At 69.6% G+C, this 14,277-nt stretch carries 15 protein-coding genes and 1 pseudogene; 8 read left to right on the top strand and 8 right to left on the bottom strand.

What is annotated here, in order from left to right; translation table 11 throughout:
- Positions 1 to 331 precede the first annotated feature (331 nt).
- On the bottom strand, positions 332 to 1,654 hold the full coding sequence (locus tag ACWDKQ_RS25535; RefSeq protein ID WP_450141293.1) for an MFS transporter: 1,323 nt from the start codon (positions 1,652 to 1,654) through the stop codon (positions 332 to 334).
- A gap of 475 nt (positions 1,655 to 2,129) precedes the next feature.
- On the opposite strand from ACWDKQ_RS25535, the pseudogene ACWDKQ_RS25540 reads away from it, so the two are divergent.
- Positions 2,130 to 2,216: pseudogene (locus ACWDKQ_RS25540) on the top strand (3-oxoacyl-ACP reductase); the annotation flags it as partial.
- A gap of 189 nt (positions 2,217 to 2,405) precedes the next feature.
- Here the strand turns inward: ACWDKQ_RS25540 and ACWDKQ_RS25545 are convergent.
- Positions 2,406 to 3,572: a cytochrome P450 gene (locus ACWDKQ_RS25545; RefSeq protein WP_450141294.1), complete on the bottom strand. Its 1,167-nt coding sequence runs from the start codon at positions 3,570 to 3,572 to the stop codon at positions 2,406 to 2,408.
- A 210-nt stretch (positions 3,573 to 3,782) separates the two neighbouring features.
- Between ACWDKQ_RS25545 and ACWDKQ_RS25550 the strand changes: the two genes are divergently transcribed.
- Positions 3,783 to 4,280 (top strand): MarR family winged helix-turn-helix transcriptional regulator, encoded by a 498-nt coding sequence (locus ACWDKQ_RS25550; RefSeq protein WP_450141295.1) that lies wholly within the window; start codon positions 3,783 to 3,785, stop codon positions 4,278 to 4,280.
- 106 nt (positions 4,281 to 4,386) lie between these two features.
- Positions 4,387 to 5,154 (top strand): GntR family transcriptional regulator, encoded by a 768-nt coding sequence (locus tag ACWDKQ_RS25555; RefSeq protein ID WP_450141296.1) that lies wholly within the window; start codon positions 4,387 to 4,389, stop codon positions 5,152 to 5,154.
- Between the two features lie 98 nt (positions 5,155 to 5,252).
- Here ACWDKQ_RS25555 and ACWDKQ_RS25560 read toward each other — a convergent pair whose 3' ends face one another.
- Together ACWDKQ_RS25560 and ACWDKQ_RS25565 are read right to left on the bottom strand one after the other, a co-directional pair.
- Positions 5,253 to 5,939, bottom strand: coding sequence for a dienelactone hydrolase family protein (locus tag ACWDKQ_RS25560; RefSeq protein WP_450141297.1), 687 nt, complete (start codon positions 5,937 to 5,939; stop codon positions 5,253 to 5,255).
- Positions 5,936 to 6,409 carry a hypothetical protein gene (locus ACWDKQ_RS25565; protein ID WP_450141298.1) on the bottom strand — a complete coding sequence of 158 codons (474 nt, stop codon included), beginning with the start codon at positions 6,407 to 6,409 and terminating at the stop codon, positions 5,936 to 5,938. Before ACWDKQ_RS25565 ends, ACWDKQ_RS25560 begins: the two co-directional genes overlap by 4 nt.
- A 98-nt stretch (positions 6,410 to 6,507) precedes the next feature.
- On the opposite strand from ACWDKQ_RS25565, the gene ACWDKQ_RS25570 reads away from it, so the two are divergent.
- Complete coding sequence (locus tag ACWDKQ_RS25570; protein WP_450141299.1) at positions 6,508 to 7,041, top strand: dihydrodipicolinate reductase C-terminal domain-containing protein; 534 nt, start codon at positions 6,508 to 6,510, stop codon at positions 7,039 to 7,041.
- A 73-nt stretch (positions 7,042 to 7,114) separates the two neighbouring features.
- Here the strand turns inward: ACWDKQ_RS25570 and ACWDKQ_RS25575 are convergent, their stop codons facing one another.
- The 3 genes from ACWDKQ_RS25575 to ACWDKQ_RS25585 form a co-directional block, all read right to left on the bottom strand.
- Positions 7,115 to 7,516: a DoxX family protein gene (locus ACWDKQ_RS25575; protein ID WP_450141300.1), complete on the bottom strand. Its 402-nt coding sequence runs from the start codon at positions 7,514 to 7,516 to the stop codon at positions 7,115 to 7,117.
- A gap of 100 nt (positions 7,517 to 7,616) precedes the next feature.
- Complete coding sequence (locus ACWDKQ_RS25580; RefSeq protein ID WP_450141301.1) at positions 7,617 to 8,693, bottom strand: J domain-containing protein; 1,077 nt, start codon at positions 8,691 to 8,693, stop codon at positions 7,617 to 7,619.
- 74 nt (positions 8,694 to 8,767) lie between these two features.
- The gene (locus ACWDKQ_RS25585; protein ID WP_450141302.1) at positions 8,768 to 9,004 is read right to left on the bottom strand and encodes a biotin/lipoyl-containing protein; all 237 of its coding nucleotides are present in this window, start codon (positions 9,002 to 9,004) and stop codon (positions 8,768 to 8,770) included.
- A gap of 798 nt (positions 9,005 to 9,802) precedes the next feature.
- On the opposite strand from ACWDKQ_RS25585, the gene efeU reads away from it, so the two are divergent.
- Genes efeU through efeB form a run of 3 tightly spaced genes read left to right on the top strand, consistent with a single transcriptional unit; the run spans position 9,803 to position 12,989 of the window.
- Entirely contained in the window at positions 9,803 to 10,648 is an 846-nt protein-coding gene (gene efeU / locus ACWDKQ_RS25590) for an iron uptake transporter permease EfeU (RefSeq protein WP_450141303.1), read from the top strand.
- Positions 10,645 to 11,760: an iron uptake system protein EfeO gene (gene efeO, locus ACWDKQ_RS25595; protein ID WP_450141304.1), complete on the top strand. Its 1,116-nt coding sequence runs from the start codon at positions 10,645 to 10,647 to the stop codon at positions 11,758 to 11,760. Before efeU ends, efeO begins: the two co-directional genes overlap by 4 nt.
- A complete protein-coding gene (gene efeB / locus ACWDKQ_RS25600) occupies positions 11,757 to 12,989 on the top strand; it encodes an iron uptake transporter deferrochelatase/peroxidase subunit (RefSeq protein WP_450141305.1) in 1,233 nt (410 codons plus the stop codon). Before efeO ends, efeB begins: the two co-directional genes overlap by 4 nt.
- A 200-nt stretch (positions 12,990 to 13,189) precedes the next feature.
- Here efeB and ACWDKQ_RS25605 read toward each other — a convergent pair whose 3' ends face one another.
- Complete coding sequence (locus ACWDKQ_RS25605; protein WP_450141306.1) at positions 13,190 to 13,387, bottom strand: hypothetical protein; 198 nt, start codon at positions 13,385 to 13,387, stop codon at positions 13,190 to 13,192.
- A gap of 409 nt (positions 13,388 to 13,796) precedes the next feature.
- Between ACWDKQ_RS25605 and ACWDKQ_RS25610 the strand changes: the two genes are divergently transcribed.
- On the top strand, positions 13,797 to 14,276 hold the full coding sequence (locus ACWDKQ_RS25610) for a cation:proton antiporter regulatory subunit (protein WP_450141307.1): 480 nt from the start codon (positions 13,797 to 13,799) through the stop codon (positions 14,274 to 14,276).
- The last annotated feature ends 1 nt before the right edge of the window (position 14,277 follow it).

The raw sequence follows: 14,277 nt of genomic DNA on the forward strand, positions 1-14,277 counted from the left end.
CGTTGTGGCGGCCGCGTTTGATCACGCGGGGATAGCTGCGGTGTCGGCGGCGTGGGTTGAGGTTGCGTGTGGCTGTGATGTTGGCGGCGACGGCGGCTGAAGATCGTTTTTGCTGGTCAGGGGGAAAAGGCCGCCGGGTCGGTGATCCGGCGGCGGACGATGCGGACGGTGCGGTTTCCACGACACCAGCGGCCCGATCGGCTACCACACGATGCAGCGGTCTTCAACCCGACCGAATCCGATTGCGCACCAAGGGGTTCGAAATAGGCGAAGGGCGCCTGCGGGCAAGTGAGTTACTCGAAGGAGCCCTTCGCCCGTCCCGTGATCGGGGTCAGGCGTTGACGGTCGCGCGGGGCAGGTCGAGGTCCCAGCGGTGGCGGGTCAGGACCACCGGCACACCTTCGCCTCGGGCCTCCGCCGCGAACACCTCCGCTCGGGCCCGGCGCCACCAGACCGCCGTTCGGAAGGCGCCGAACAGCAGCATCGCCACCAACGCCAGCATCGCCAACCGGTACTCCGAGCCGCCCGGCATGCCCTGCGCCAGGTCGAGGACCACGCCCACGAGCAGGACGCCGAGCGCCGTCGCGGAGTGGCCGCCCGCGTTCGCCACGCCGGTCGCCGTCCCGACCTGGCGGACCGGGTTGTAGTCCCGCACCAGGGCGAACGCCACCGCCGACACCGGGCCGCCCAGGGCAAAGACCAGGAACACGGCCGCGATCACCGCCAGCGGCGGGCGCCCCTCCGGCCAGCCCAGCAGCACCACCCAGGACAGGGCGTTGAGCAGCAGGTAGCCCATCACGATCCACATCCGGCATTCCGGGCGGCAACCGATCAGCGCACCCACCACGGGCCCGCCGACGACCTGCCCGATGATCAGCAGGCTCAGCAGCACGCTAGCCGTCGAGGCCGGCACGCCCAGCCCGTTCACGAGGTACGGGAAACCCCACAGCAGGGTCAGCGCACCCGAGACGAACATCGTGCAGAAGTGCGCCCAGAACGCCAGCCGCGTGCCCGGCACCGACCACGCGTCCCGCACCTGCTGGAAGACCGCACCACTGCTGCGCGGTTGCAATCCGCCGAGCGAGGCGTCCCGCACGACCGTTGCGGTCACCGCCGCGTAGCCGAGCGTCAACGCGCCCACCAGCAGGAACGTCGCCGTCCAGCCCATGTTCTGCAGTGCCAGCGCGAGCGGGAACGTGGCCGCAACACCGCCCAGCGCCCCCAATGCGCTGGACACCGTTGCCACCAGTGCGTAACGGCGGGCGGAGAAGTGCGCCGCCACCAGCCGCAGGATGCTGACCCACATCAACGCATCGCCAAGGCCCAGCACCGCGCGTGCAAGCAGACCCATCGAATACGAATCGGCGAGCGCGAAAAGAATTTGCCCGGCACCCAGCAAGACCACCGCGACGGTGATCACCCTTCGGGAACCGAAGCGGTCCACCAGCAATCCGGTGGGAATCTGCATGCCGGCGTAGATGCCGACCTGCAGTACCGTGAACGCGCTCAGCGCGGCCGGCCCGACGTCGAACCGGTCGAGCGCCTGCGGTCCGGCGACCCCCAAGCTGCCCCTGTGAAATACCGCGGCGAGGTAGGCGACCACCGCCGCGCTCCAGATCCACCATGCCCGACTCTCCGGTCGGTCGGCAGCCACGAAAGACCTCCTTGTTCAGTTCTGTACAGCCAGAGTCAAAACCAAGATCATCGATGAATACTCGTTCAACAGGTCTGTCGCCGCAAGCCGACGTAGAGTTACGGGAAACGCACGTGCACTGCACCACACTTCGCACGAGTGTCCGTTTTCCCTGCCAAGACCGGAAACCCGCAGATTTATCCACTGTGGACGATGTTTTGTTCCGCACGACCCCAGGCGGCACGTCCGGGCGCATCGGGCGGGGAAGACCCGGACGCGCCCCAGCATCAGGGTTTGCCAAATGTTGCATAGGACAAGGTCGCGGTCATCACCCGCGACGCCACGATGCGCAAGATGGCGCTGGCCGACTTCGAGGCGGTGCTGGACGTGCCCTTCAAGGGCGTCTGGCGGGGCACCAGGGCGGCTGCGGCGGTGATGTGCGAGCAGGGCAGCGGATCGATCGCGAATAATCTCGTCGATCTCAGGCAAGGTCGCCATGATCGGCCAGACGAGCTACAGGGCGGCGAAGGCGGGCATCGTCGGTTTGACCATGGCCGTCGCCAAGGAGGTCGCGCACAGGGGCGTGCGGGTCAACGCGGTGCAGCCGGGCCTGATCCGCACCGACATGACCGCGGCGCTGTGCAATGACGTGTGGAACGCCAAGCTGCAGGAGATCAACGGCGGCGCCACATCTGACCCCGCCTCAACCGAGAACGGCGCCGTTTCAGCCGGGAAACGGCGCGTTTGTCGCATATCAAGGCCGGCGATGCGCTCAGCCGTGCAGCGAGACCGGGAGCTCGACCAGCCGGCTTCCCTGAAGGCCGCCGATGGCGGTCTGCTGGAGTTCGCCGAACGGGACCGCGAGGCGGGCGTCGGGGAAGTCGGTGCGCAGCACCGCGGCCACCGCGCGGAGTTCGAGTTGGGCGAGCTGGGCGCCGATGCAGTAGTGCGGTCCGGCGCCGAAGGACAGGTCTTGCCCGGACCTGCGGTCCGCAGCGGTGTTGATCCCCAGGATGTCGATGAGCACCGGCGCTCGGGCGGGCAGCCGTACGCCGGCCAGTTCGACCTCCGCGGTGGTAAACCGCCAGAGCGTGAAGGTCGCGGGCGGGTGCAGCCGCAGCGTGTCGCGGACCGATTCGTCGATCGACTCCTCGTCGGCCGGGATCCGGTGCGATCCGCCCGCGAGCAGCCGCGCGATCACGAAACCGAGGGCGGCGTCGGTGGTGAGCGTTCCGGCGAAGATCAATCCGAACAGGTGGTAGTGCAACTGATCCCGAGTGGTCTCCGGCGGAACCCGGTCGCGCAGCTCGGCGGCGAACCCCCGGCTGTCGTCGCGGAGTCCGTCCCCCGCGAGCGCGGCGATCGCGGCGATCGCCCTCCCTCGCACGCCCGGGTCGGCACTGAACATCTGCCGGCAGGCATCGGTTGCCCGGTCGAGGTGGTCGAGGGGAACGCCGAGAAGGTCCAGCAGGACGGTGAGCGGGTAGCGGCTGGTGGAGTCCGCGGCCAGGTCGACGTTCCCGCCATCGGCGGCGAGCTCGGTGAGCAGCTCCCGGGCGAACGCGTGGATCCGGTCGGAGTGTTCGCGGAGCCGCTTAGCGGCGAACAGCGGGGCGTGCGCGCGCCGCAACTCGGCGTGCTCCGGCCCGTCGAGGGTGGTGAGGGATGGCTGTTCGGCGGCGGTCGGTTCGAGGCCAGCGCGCTGCCGGTCCCAGTTCAGGGGCGCGAGTGCGGGGTCCTTGACGATCCGTGGGTCGACGAGAACGGCACGTGCCAGAGCCTCGTCGGTCACGATCCACGCCCGTCCCCCCGCAGGCGCGTTCACCTGGACGATCGGGCCGGCCGAGCGCAGCGCCGCACGCGCGGGATCCGGCTCGTCGAGACCGCGAGCGGTGGAAGCGAACGGGTCGACACCATCAACGTAAGGTGCGTTGCACATCGGGCTCTCCATGAGGTCCTGGGATGCGGAGTGGCTTCACCGGGTTTCGTCGGACGTCGGGTAGCCCGCGAGGTGGCGGACCTGCGGCAGAGCAGCCACCAACAGCTTCATCAAAAAAATACTTCATTATGAAGCTAGATTGAGTGACGATAGATTGCCAACGTGCACGGTAGACACCGGGCACCAGCGACGCAGGAGATCGAACGAGCGATGGATGAGGCGCGGCAGCCAAGCGACGTCGCGGCACGGAGCGCGCGGCTCCTGGACAGCCTCCGCGGTTTCGGCGCGAACTACACCGAACTCACCGGCCGCTTCGCGGCCTGGCTCGGGCTGCACGCGACCGATGCCGCCGCCCTGGCGGAAATCCTCTACGCCGAGGACAAGGGAACCCCGCTGTCGCCGACCCGCCTCAGCGAGCGCCTCGCACTGACGACGGGCGCGACCACCAACCTGCTGAACCGCTTGGAGAAGCTCGGGCACATCGTCCGCACCCGCGAGCACGCCGACCGGCGCAAGGTCACACTGCGCAGCAGTCCACGAATCGAGAAACCTGCTCGCGAGTTCTTCGGACCTTTCGGTGACGGCCTCAGAGCCCTGGTTGCGCAGTACCCGCCGGAGCAGCTCGACCGATTCGAGGACTTCCTCAACCGGCTTCGCGCCACGATGAACGATCCACCAGCCGAACAGCAGCGCTCGGCACGCCCCTGAGCCGCCAGCCCGGGGTTCCGCGCGGGACTTCGGCGAGTTCGGCGAGTTCGCGTCGCGCTGACCGACCTCCGGGATCGGGTCCATCCGCGGCTCGCGGCCCGCGACGGTGACCGGCGGCAGCAGGGTGCGCAGCGGTCCGGCGGGCAAGTCGACCTCGCGCAAGCGCTCGCGGGCGGCCAGCTGCGGGTGCTCAGCGACCCCGGCGTGCCTGGGCATCCGCACCGAGCTCGAATGGCGGATCCGCTCCGGCGCACTGCCACCCGGCGCCCGGCTGCCCACCGAGGCCGAACTGCGGCAGCAGTTCTCGGCGAGCGTGGTGCCCGCCGAGGACGCCGACGTCGAGCTCCCGGGTGTTGCCGACGACGCGCCGGTCAACCAGCTGCTGCGGCTGAAGTTCGACGTTGATGAGAACCCGTCGTTCGCCTGGACCAACTCGCACAACAAGAACCCGCGCCCCTACCACGACCTGAACGTCGCCCGCGCACGCCGCGCTCGCCGAGACCGGCGGCGCGACGCCGAACTGGCTGACCCGCACCGGAAATCTGGAATGGGCCGAGGACGGGGCGGGAGCCGAGCGGCTGTCCGCTTCGGTCGCCGAGCTCACCGGCCGCGACTACCCCGTCGACTGGATCACCCCGCAACGAGCCCGCGAGCTGGTCCCCGACTCGCGCGTACCGCCAAGTGTCAGGGAAATCGCCCACTACCCACCGAAGGCCACGTCATCCCGGCCCTGCTGGTCGCACGGCTGTGGGGGGAGGCCCGGGACCACCACGCCGAACTGCGCTGCCCGGCGGCGATCAGCAGAGCGTCCGAAGTGGATGGTGGGTTCACGTCGAGCTCGCCGACGGCGCCGTCGAGGTCGATGCGGTGGTGATCGCGACGCCTGGTCGGCAAGTCCGACCTGCCGACGTTGAAACCCGCTCGCTTCGCCGGTGAGCAGTGACGGCGCTGCAAGCCCACGCGAATCCGCCGTCAAGTCAGGTGGCGGCGGAGGAAGTCGAGGGTTCGGGGCCAGGCCGTGCGTGCCGAATCTTCGTGGTAGGCCGCCGGGTTCTGATCGTTGAAAAACGCGTGCCCCGCCGGGTAGAGGTGGATCTGCGGACGAACGTCGGACTGCTGCTGGATCTTGTCGCGCAGTTCAGCGACCGCGTCCATGCCGATGCTGCGGTCGTATTCACCGAAGTGGCACAGCATCGGCGCCGTCAGGCCGGAGAAGTCCGTGTCCGCCGCCGGAGGCATCCCGTAGAAGGGCACCACGGCGCCTACCCGGTCGCCCTGCTGCGCGGCGAGCACGATCGCGAACTTGCCGCCCATGCAGAACCCGACGACTCCGACGGCTGGACTCGTCACCGAATCGTGCGCCAGCAGGTAGTCGACCGCACCGGAGAGGTCCCGCGCCGCCTGGTCCACGGGCAGCTCCTTCATCAGCCGCGCGGCTTCAGCGGTGTCGTGCGTGGTGTGCCCTCCGTAGAGATCCGGGGCGAGCGCTACGAACCCCTCGGCCGCCAGCCGGTTCGCGACATCAGCGACGTGGTCCGTGAGCCCCCACCACTCCTGAATCACCACCACACCGGGGCCCGAACCGGACGGCGTCGCCAGGTAACCGTGCGCGGTGCGCCCGTTGCTGGCGAAACTGACGTTCTGGTGCGGATTCGTCACGCTGGTACCCCTTCGTCCGGCAGACCCCGACCGGCCCATCCTCGCGCCCGGCCGGGCTGATCGCACACGGTCACGCCGCCGGGCGCTCGCGGCGCCGGCCCCGGCGAAGATCGACAAGGTATCGAGGACGACGGCCACCCGCCAAGGCCCCAACGCATCACCCCAACTGCGCGAAACCTTTTGAGGTGCGTCGAACTGGCCTCACACGGCAGCGGCGACAATGCCCCGCGATCGTTGACGCGGCGCATCTGCAGCGGCACGTCCGGATGTTCGCGGTGCCATTGGCGCAGCAGCGGCACGGTGTGGCGGCCGAGCGCCGCCCACGCGAAGCCCACTCGCAGCGAGCGGGGTCCTGCGGCGGCTTCCGCGACCGCGTCGTGGAGGTGGTTGAGGATCTGGTGGGCGTGCCAGCGAAGCCACTGCCCGGCATCGGTCAGGCGCAGGCTGCTCGTGCTGCGTTCGACCAGCACCGTGCCCAGCGTCTGCTCCAGGTGATCGGCTCCAGCGGCCTGTCCGCAGACGATTACGGGGAACTCGACCGCCTGGCCCGGCGACCGCGGGGGTCGGCGTGGTCGCCGCGGGCAACTACTCGGTCATGGCGGCCGTGCTGCAGCGCGCCGCGGCGATGGCCGCAAAGCACCTCGGCCAGTGGGAGATCATCGACTTCGCCTCCGCAACCAAGCCGGACGTTCCGAGCGGCACGGCGCGCGAGCTGGCCGAAATCCTCGGCGAGGTCCGCAGGCCCGACTCCGCGGTGCCGCTCTCGGACCTGCACGGCCCGGACGAAGCGCACGGTACGGAGGTGGCGGGAACCAGGATCCACTCGGTGCGCCTACCCGGTTTCGTGGTCACCACGGAGAGCGTGTTCGGCAAGGCGGGAGAGAAGCTGACCATGCGGCACGACCCGGGAACCACCCCGGCCCCCTACGCGGAGGGAACCCTGCTGGCCATCCGCAAGGTCGCCGAACCCCAGGTCTGCGCCGAGGCTGGACTCCCTGCTGTTCGAGCGTTGAACCGAGGGGTCTCGCTGCCCCGGGACAGTCGGGCCGACCGCCGCGTTCCGGCGGTCGGCCCGCAGAACTCGCCGTCGGCGATCGGATGAGGATGCCTGCTGAACCGGCCGACCTGCGGGCCGAGGTCGGGAACATCGAGTTCCACCGGCAGGAGGTGGCTGGTCAGCGACCGGCCAGGAACGGGATCGACGCGCGGCGTCCCCAGGCGACCGCCAGGAACACCACCACCAGGACGAGCGGCATTAGCGCCATGCCCGGAGCGTGGAACGCGAACACCTGGGTGATCGTCGCACCGATCATGACACCGGCGAGGCCGAGCGCGGCCAGCCCGGCCAGCCGCGGCACGAGCAGGCCGATGGCACCCAGCAGTTCGAGAGTGCCGGTCAAGTAGCGGAACCACTGCCCGACCCCGATCACGTCGAACATCTGGACCGCCGTCGGGTCGCCGAGGAGCTTCGGGACCGCGGCGAAGACGAAGAACGCCGCGAGCAGGGCCTGGAGCACCCACAGCGCCACGTGCACGCCCCGCCGTTGGGAAACCGCCGCATTCGAACTGGTAGTCATGGCGTTGCGCCCTTTCCACGTCGTTGGTGTTTTCGACTACCCGTATCGACAAGCGGCGGCGCGAGAACTCATCGGCACCGCCGGAAGGAGTCGCGCCGGGTCAGTCCCTCACGACCTGGTCCAGCACCGCCGTGAACACCTCGCGGTCCACCGATGCCGCGTCCTGCGCGAGCCAGCGCCCGATGTCGCGGACGAATTGCGTTGGAGTCATCGGGGAAACCGGGTCGCCATCCTGCTCCACCGTCGTGACGTCACCGGCGCGGCTGGGGTAGATCAGCACCACACCGCAGATCTCGACACCGGGCAGCAGCTCCTCGAAAGCGGCGATGCCGTCCGGCAAGCTGGTCGTGCCGCCGCGGAATGGATGGCCGTTGCGCCACAACGCGCCCGTCTCGTCGGAGGTGTAGTGGCCGGGCAGCCAGCTCTTGGACTCCACCAGCACCAGCCGTCGCCCGCACAGCACCGCGTGGTGCACGTCCTCGAACACCGAGTCCGGCCACGCCAGTCCGTGGAACACCCGCACGCCCGGCAGCCGGGTCAGGTACTTCGCGCAGAGCTCGGCGGTCAGCCGCCGGGCCCGCTCGTCCTGCCCGTCTGGCAGGCCGAAGATCCGGCGGCCGCCGAACTCCGCGGTGAACGACCGGTCGATCCGGTGCGCCCGGATGTGCCGCCGCAGCAGCAGCACTATCACCACGCCGGAGGCCACCAGCAGGGAGAGCCACGCGGCCAGCAGCATGGTGCTGAGCTCGACGGCGAACCCGGCCAGCAGCAGCAGCGACCAGCCGCCAACCAGCGCCAGCGTCGGCGCGCGGTCCGGGCCGGTGACCGGCAGGTAGCGGACCCGGGTGTCCGGACCGACGGCATCCCACCACGGGAGGTCGTCCAAGCGCAGCCGCGGCATCTTGGGCACGTATGCCGGGTCTTCGCCGAAATGCCGCCGCCTGCGCCGTTGCGCCGACCGCGGGCGGTGAGCCGGTTCGTCCGCGCGGTCGTAGCTGGCGCGGCGCACCGGGTCGTTGAGCGTCTCGTAGGCCTCCTGCAGCAACCGGAAGGTTCCCGCGGTGCCGCCGACATCGGGGTGCATGCTGCGCGCCAGCGACCGGTAGGCGGACTTGATCTCGGCTGCCGTCGCGTCGCGGTTCACGCCCAGCAGCTCGTAATAGTCGACCCCGCGCACGGTCCTCCCGCCTCCCACCACTGCGCGGCCATGATAGGGCTTGCGAGCGAGTCAAGATCAACCGCGTGGGGCATTCAGTCGGTCACTTCGGCGACTTCTTGTCCTGGGCAGACCTGGGCTCCGTCGTCCAGCAGGAACCGGGTCACGGTGCCGCCGGTTTCCGGCTTCACCGGGTTGTAGGTCTTCACCGCCTCGATCACCGCGATGGTCTGGCCGGGGTCGACGTGGCTGCCTTCGCGCACGTACGGGTCGGCCTCCGGGGCCGGACGCCGGTAGAACACGCCTGATTGCTGGGCCTTGACGATGGACATATCCAGTACGGTGCGCCTTCCCCCGCCGAGCCGCCTGTCGCCGCCTCGATTCCGCCCAACAATCGCTGGGTGCCGAGCAGATTCCTTGCGGCGTCGGCATGACCAGCAGGGACGACCTCGCGGTCTCGGTCAGGGACCGAGCCTCCTCCGGCGCCCCGCCGAGAAACGAAAAAACCCGCTGACCTCCCGGTCAGCGGGCTCTTCCACGCGGGCGGCCGAGACGGCTCTCGCCGTCCCTCCCTTTGACCACCCGGGACAGCCGCGCGGTCTGAGGTGGCGCCTTGGACCGGCACGGCCAGCTCTGCGGTCGAACGCCGGGACGACGGGCCGAGGAGCGGGGACACTCCGGCGACCCACCCGGCGCCGCCAGGTCGTCGTCGGCGGGTGATCAAACCCACCGATGCCACCGCCAGCCTAACCGATATTCCTCGCCCCGTGGAGCGCAACGTGACCCAATGCTCCCGCGCACCACAATCCGCACACCGACGCAAACTCGGCGAAAAGGATCAAGGAATCCGCGATCCGACCTGCCGGAACCGCAGTCCACTCCACAAAGGACCGTATCGAATTCCGGCAGACCAAATGATCTTCGGAGTCGGCGCGGCCACCTCGCCCGACTCGACCAGAAACGCATTCGATCATTCCGGACATTCCTTGAAGAACCAGGTCAAACCGGTCGAAATGGATCGTCGAGCCTGGTCGCGGCCGAGGTGTCATGGTGTTCACACTTATTTGACACCAAGGTGAGGCTTACCTAGTTTCTTGGTGCCCGTCGGATCGTCGGCAGAGGAAGATGGAATGCTATTCAGCAATGCGTTGATCGGCCTGCGAGAAGGCCTGGAGGCCGTGCTCGTGGTGAGCGTTCTGGTCGCATTCCTTGTCCGCACCGAACGCCGCCGCGCGCTGCCGTTGGTCTGGGCCGGGGTCGGCGTGGCGGTGGCGCTGTCGGTTGGGCTGGGCGCGGTGCTCACCTACACCGCGGCGACGTTGAGCTTCGAGGCCCAGGAGGCCTTCGGCGGGATCGCCTCGATCATCGCGGTCACCTTCGTCACCGGCATGATCTTCTGGATGCGCCGCGCCGGCCGCACCCTGGCGGCCCAACTGCGCGGACAGCTCGACGAGGCGCTGCAGCTGGGCCCGGTCGCCGTGGCCACCGTGGCCTTCCTGGCGGTCGCGCGCGAAGGACTGGAGACCGCGGTGTTCTTCTTCTCCAGCGTGCAGTCCGCCGGCGGCGGCACAGCTGCGCCGCTGGTCGGGTTCCTGATCGGCATCACGATCTCGATCCTGCTCGGCTGGCTGCTCTACGCCGGGGCGATCAAGGTCAACCTGTCGAAGTTCTTCACCATCACGGGCGTGCTGCTGGTCTTCGTCGCCGCCGGGGTCTTCGCCTACGGCGTCCACGACCTGCAGGAGGCCTCGCTGCTTCCCGGCATGCACACCCTCGCCTTCGACGTCAGCGAGTACGTCCCGCCGAACTCCTGGTATGGCGCGCTGCTGAAGGGGATCTTCAACTTCTCCCCACAGACCACGGTGCTCGAAGCCGTCGTCTGGATCGGCTACGTCTTGATCGTGCTGCCCCTTTTCCTCCGCCCCCACCTCGGTGCCGCCCGGCCCGTCGAAAACCGCACCGGAGACGCCAAGTGACCTCCAACGCCCGCACCCTGCTGCCCGCGCTCGGCGCGCTCCTGCTCGCCGCCGGATGCGCCGGGCAACCCGCTGGCGACGCCCCCGGCGCCATCACCGTGGACGCCTCGGACGACGCCTGCACGCTGTCGGCGACCTCCGCCCCGGCCGGCACGATCCGCTTCGACATCACCAACAAGGGCAGCCAGGTAACCGAGTTCTACCTCTACGGCGAGGGCGACCGGATCATCAGCGAGGTCGAGAACATCGGCCCCGGCCTCAACCGCCAGCTGGTCGCCGAAGTGCCGCAGGGCGGTAAGTACACGACCGCGTGCAAGCCCGGCATGCGGGGCGACGGCATCCGCGGTGACTTCACCGTGACCGGCACGGCTGCCGCGCAGGGCGGCGCCGCGGCGCAGGCCGTCACCGACTACAAGCGCTACGTGGACGAGCAGGCTGATGAGCTCAAGGCCAGGACCACCCAGTTCGTCGCGGCGGTCAAGGCCGGCGATGTGGCGCAGGCCAAACAGCTGTACGCCCAGGCCCGGATTCCGTGGGAGCGCATCGAGCCAGTCGCGGAGAGCTTCGGCGACCTAGACCCGCGGATGGACGGCCGGGAGGCCGACCTAGAGCCGGGCCAGCAGTTCACCGGTTTCCACCGGTTGGAGAAGGACCTCTGGGTCACCGGAGGGCAGCCGGACACCCCGGCGATCGCCGACCAGCTCCTCGCCGACGTCGACCAGCTCGTGGCGAAGACCCGGACCGTCGAGCTGACCCCGTCGGGCGCCGCCAACGGCGCGAAGGAGCTGCTCGACGAGGTCGCCACCGGCAAGGTCACCGGCGAGGAGGAGATCTTCTCGCACACCGACCTGTGGGACTTCAAGGCCAACGTGGATGGCGCGAAGCAGGTGGTCACCGCGCTGCGCCCGGTCCTTTCCGAGAAGGACCCGCAACTGGTGGCCACCCTGGACGAGAAGTTCGCCGCGGTGGACGCGCTGCTGGCGCGCTACCAGGTCGGCGACGGGTACCGGCTCTACACCGAGCTGACCCCGGAGCAGGTCAAAGAACTGGCGGCAGCCGTGGACGCGCTGAGCGAGCCGCTGAGCAAGACCGCCGGCGTGGTGGCTCGATGACCGGGGTCTCCCGCCGCCGGTTGTTCGGGCTAGCCGGAGCCGGCGTCGCGGTGGCCGGTGTGGGCGCCGGGGCGGGATACGTGGTGGGCAGTCACGGCGACGAGGCACCGACGGTGCCCTTCCACGGCCCGCACCAGGCGGGCATCACCACCCCGGCCCAGGACCGCATGCATTTCGTCGCCTTCGACGTGACCACGACCGACCGCGCGGAGCTGGTCGCGCTGCTGGTGGAATGGACCCGGGCCGCAGAGCGGATGACCGCCGGGCTGGAGACGGTCGAGCACGGCGCGGTCGCCGGGCACGCCGAGGCACCGCCCGGCGACACCGGCGAGGCCCTCGACCTGCCCGCGTCCGCGCTGACGCTGACCATCGGTTTCGGCCCGTCGCTGTTCGACGGGCGGTTCGGCCTCGCCGACCGGCGTCCCCCGGCGCTGGTCGACCTGCCGCACTTCCCCGCCGACGCCCTCGACCCGGCGCGCAGCGGCGGAGACCTGTGCGTGCAGGCCTGCGCCAACGATCCGCAGGTGGCGGTGCACGCGGTGCGCAACCTGGCGCGCATCGGATTCGGCAAGGTCGCGGTGCGCTGGTCGCAGCTCGGGTTCGGCCGGACCTCCACGACCTCGCGATCGCAGAGCACACCGCGCAACCTGTTCGGCTTCAAGGACGGCACGAACAACCTCAAGGCCGAGGACACCGCGGAGCTGGACCGGCACGTGTGGGCCCAGCCCGGCGACGGCCCGGAGTGGATGTCCGGCGGCAGCTATCTGGTGGCGCGGCGGATCCGGATGCACATCGAAACCTGGGACCGGACGTCGCTGGGCGAGCAGGAAACCATCGTCGGCCGCACCAAGGGCAGTGGCGCCCCGCACGGCGGAGCCGACGAATTCGACCGGGTCGACCTGCAGGCCCGCGGCGCGGACGGCGAGTTGCGGATCGCGGAGAACTCGCACATCCGACTGGCCGCGCCCGAAACGCACGGCGGGGCCCGGATGTTGCGCCGCGGCTACAACTTCACCGACGGCTCCGACGGCCTCGGGCGGCTGGACGCCGGGCTGTTCTTCGTGTGCTTCAACCGAGACCCGCGCGCCCAGTTCATCCCGGTACAGCGCCTCCTGTCCAAAAAGGACTCGATGATGGAGTACCTGCAGCACAATGGCTCGGCGATCTTCGCCTGCCCGCCGGGAACCCAACCCGGAGGCCACTGGGGCGACTCCCTGTTCGAATCCTGAAACCCTGGCACCGGACGCCGAGCGCCGAAATAGCGCGACTCGGCCCCTTGGGTCGAAAGTCTCTTGTCCCGCCGGGCGGACGGACACGACCCTGGCGGGCGTAACCGAAGCTGCGGGCTTTGGGGGTAGGTGCAGAGCCAGATCCAGGCCATTTACCCGCAGTAGGTTTCGGGACCACGACAATCGAACCCCTCCGCGGCCTAGCCGGGAGGCCACCCCACCCCTAGAAGGCGGGCTGCGGGAGGCTCGGGAAGAAGGTCGGCCATGCGTAACAGGTCCGCCAGGACGATCGCGGCACTCAGCATCTCGGCGGCACTTGCCGGTGGGGGGTTCGCCATCGGCACGACCGCGAACGCCGCACCCGCCGCCGACAGCTCGACGGTCGCGACAGCCGCCATGCAAGTCCACTCGGTACGCCACTGCTGGTGGGTGCACGGGAGCCGGCACCACGTTTGGCACCACGGCTCGTGGAGCTGGGCGTCGACACCAGGCCGCTGGCACTGCCGCTGATCACCACTTCGCACGGAGGCCCCGGAACCCCGGGGGCCTCCGTGAGCACCGGCCGGAAACCGGCCCCGGCCAACGAGCCCGATGCCGTCGTCCAACCCACCGTCCACTTAGGCCCGATACATGTCGGTGACCGCACCCGGCGCCAAGCCGACCACCGCGCTGGCGAACCGTTGGTGGCCAGCAGCGGCAGGCAACGCAGATAGACCCCGGCCATCTCGGCGAATCCGCCGGCAGCGACCCGCGTCACCGCATCGCGCGTACCCGGCGGGTGCGACGCGGTGGCGCGATGATGAGCGCATGGACGTCACCGAAGTTCTGCTCCCCGGTGTCGGGCTGCGGTACGAGTTCACCACCACCGATGGCCAGCGCATCGGCGTGGTGGCTCGGCGGCGCGGCGACTTCGACTTCGTCGCCTACCCCGGCGATGATCCCGACGATGTCCGGATGCTGTTCCGGCTCAGCGCGGAGGAGGCCGACGCGGTCACCGAGATCCTGGGCGCCCCGCGGATCGCCGAGCGCTTCGCCGATCTGACCCGCGAGGTGCCGGGCCTCAACGCCGGTCAGGTGGAGGTGACCGCGGGCTCGGAGTTCGACGGCCGCACCCTCGGCGAAACACGCGCGCGCACCCGCACCGGCGCGTCGATCGTGGCGATCGTGCGCGGCGAGGAGGTCATCGCCTCCCCCGCACCGAGCCAGGGGTTGCTGGCCGGGGACATCCTCGTGGTGATCGGCACTCAACAAGGCATCACCGGAGTGGAACGCATCCTGGCGGGATGAA

It is taken from the genome of Saccharopolyspora sp. NPDC000995 (assembly GCF_053599315.1).